The sequence below is a fragment of the Prevotella sp. TF12-30 genome (assembly GCF_003436715.1).
GTDB classification, from domain to species: Bacteria; Bacteroidota; Bacteroidia; order Bacteroidales; family Bacteroidaceae; genus Prevotella; species Prevotella copri_A.
Map to the genome: position 1 here is coordinate 1388 of NZ_QSQJ01000078.1, position 3069 is coordinate 4456.

General features: G+C 47.7%; 1 protein-coding gene. It reads right to left on the reverse strand.

Going from position 1 to position 3069, the window contains the following annotated elements; genetic code table 11:
- Positions 1–3069, reverse strand: a 3069-nt coding sequence (locus DXD25_RS17290; RefSeq protein ID WP_301331481.1) for a toxin TcdB middle/N-terminal domain-containing protein, incomplete at both ends; no start/stop codon positions are given.

Genomic DNA, 3069 nt, shown 5'->3' on the forward strand with positions numbered 1-3069 from the left:
AGCACCGTCATTCAACTGCTGCGTAATCTGGGTGATGTGGTTGGCGTAGTTGGTATTATACTTCGCCGTCACATGGTGATAGAGCGAGCCGTCACCACCTGTAACAGTAACATCAACAGGAAGTCCGAAGATGTGCTTGCCTGCATTGTCGGTATATTTGATAGCAGTCGCATAATCGAACTTGCCGTTTCCGTCCTCGCCAAGACTGCCCTTGTCGCTGTACTTGTAGGACTTCAACTCACCATGATAGCCATTGAGGTAATACTCGTTCCAAGCCTCGGATGTAATGGTACCGTTGGCAGCACCCTCATACTGCAAGCTGGCGGTATAGCGGAGAGGAACGAATGCAGAGGCACGGTCGCTCCAGAGGTTCACGTCACGCTTGGCAAAGGTGTACTTGTCGCCCTCGGCAGTCATATAGTAACTGTCGTAGCGATTCTTTGTCTCCGTGTATTTGTTGCCGTTGGCATCCTCCACGAAAGTGGCGGTAACATTGCCCTGCGTGTAGTAGTTGGCAACATCGTAGTTCTCAACAGCCTGTCTGTAAACAGAATTGCCATTCTCCGTGTCAAGGTTCTTGGTGATGACCTCACCGAAACCGAGGAACTCACGTTCATGGCGGTCCCGCTTGCCGTCCTTGTACTCAAAGTCGGTTGTCATGACAGGACCATCGTCATGGATACCATCATCAACGGTAAGGGCAGACATTACCCACTTGCCACCAGGAAGTCCGTAGGTAGGAGTGGTATGCGCATAGTCAAGCGTGAAAGTACCGCCCAAGGAGTTGGTGACTGACTTCAACATATTTGTTCTGCCAATGGCAGAGCGTGTAACCTTCAACTCGCTTTCCTTCTCAGACTCAACGATGTCAAGATAGCCGTCACCGTCCACATCCTGCAAGGAGTATGTAGGGCGGTTGATGCTGTGGGAGGTGGAAGCGCCAGGGTTGGTTGAAATCTTTACAGTCAATAAATTGAATGTTACTGTGAAAGCTGCATTTACAGATTCTGCTGTTGATGCTGATTCACTAAGTGCATTCGCTCCCTTCCAACTGATAGGCTCATCAAAGCCGTTACCAGTGTTGAGGGCAACAGTGATACCATTTCCGTTCTTCCATACCTTGTCTGGAAGACCATCGGAGTTGATGTCGATAAGATTGTATTCCTCCTCATTTTCAGAGGTAACGATGCCAAAGCCAGCTGCGAAGCTACCAGAAGCTTTAGTTATATTCGTTTTCTTATTTTTTGCAAAAATGGCTTCCGAACTACTACCGCCTGCACCAATATTATAAGAAAGACTCTTACCGCCTTGAACACGGTCAAGTTCCCAATCTATAGGCTCTGTGAAAGCATAGCCAAGGTTCAATCTTACCTTCTTATCGGAAAGAATTTTGTCAGGAAGTCCATCGCCATTAATATCAATGAACGATTCTACAGCTTCATCCGTATTCTTTGGCGCACTGCCAGAAATGGAGAATTGGGCCAACCAAGCAGTCTGTTGGTTCAGTATTGATGCCTTTCCTCCTGAGATTAAATAGGTAATATCAGAAGCAGAAGCTACTGGATTGCCGCCATATCCCCACGCCTCAGAAGCATTGTCAGAGTTGTTTGAGCCGATGCCCTTGTATATTTCTCCACTTAGTCCACCCTGCGAATTGGTGTATTGGATAGTACCACCAGCAATGATGTCAGGGAATCCGTCACCGTTCATATCCATCATGGCAACTTCCGTCTTGGAACTGCCATTTGCATTGTTATGGGTAATGCCAAGCGCACCGCCTTGCACTACCGTGCTCTTGCTGGACATCACTTGGCTTACTGCCGCAGCACCAGTACCTTGCAAATACTCACCTGCAAGTCCTGCTACCTCGGTATCGTTCTCCAACGGATTGGAGAGAAGAACATCCTGCTCGGTCAGTCGGGCTGTACTTGCCTCGGTTGCAGTAAGATAGATGTCCTGTCGCTGACCGACCCACTTGTCCATAGAGGTCTGGTCTGTGCCCAATGGAGTGAATGCCATTGTGAGAGGATCAACCTTGTCGTTCTCGTTTTCCGGCAATTTCAGCAATGACTCGTCAATAGGCTTTGCATATCTGCCTTCTGCAGAGTTATAGACAAAACCTCCCCAGCCACGGTAAAGCATACCGAAGCCAAGATTGTCATTCTCTGCATAGAATCCAGCAAGCACATTCTCTGTTACGAGACCTGCCGCATCTTTCAGAATGGAAACAGAGGCTGAAGTAACAGTTTCATTAGAGATTGCTGCCGGATAGCTGTATTCAAACCAGATGTTCTTTCCTGCGGTCATTGCAAATCGCAGAGTATCGGCTTTCAAGATGCCATTCTCGATATTGAAAGACTTCTTGCCAACAAGTGCATCCTCTGTCTTGGCGGTCAAAGTAATCTGGCCATTGATGGAATTGTCAGAAAGGGTAAGTACTGGTGACACAACCAAAACGGTATCAGTCGCAGTGGTCAAGTATGGCTTGCCCTCTGCCAAGGCATTTGCAAATATCTTATAGTGTGCAGGAACGGCTACCGTCTGTTCTATGTTGGCAGAGTCCTTATAAGTCACAGACGCTTGCCAACCGATATTCTTCCAATCAACATTTGAGGTAGATGAAATCTCAAAGCTGAAGTTGGTCAGCTTTTCTGTATTCTCCAGACTGATGTTGAGAGAATCGCCACCAAAAGCCTCATTAGCCTTCAATGTACGAGCAAAGACAGTCTTCTCGATATAGTTCGGGTTGTCGTTTCCGTCACTGTCTTTCTTTTCATTGCTGCCGATGATGCAGAGAACAACATCGTCGGTTGTTACAGGCTTGTGGAAGGCACTGCGAACTTCCACGCTTGAACCATTCTCCACATTGGCAGAGGTGTTCACATCATAGATGGCACCATCCTCAGGCTTGTACTCTGTTGAAGAAAGCCCGTTAGGCAAAATATTTGACTCGCCAGCGTATGTAATGGTAGGCGACCAGCTCACCTTGTCAAAAGAACCGTTGCTTGTTTCCTCAGAGCCAGACTGGACACGGAAATAGATTCTGTCACCACGCTTGACGGCAACAGA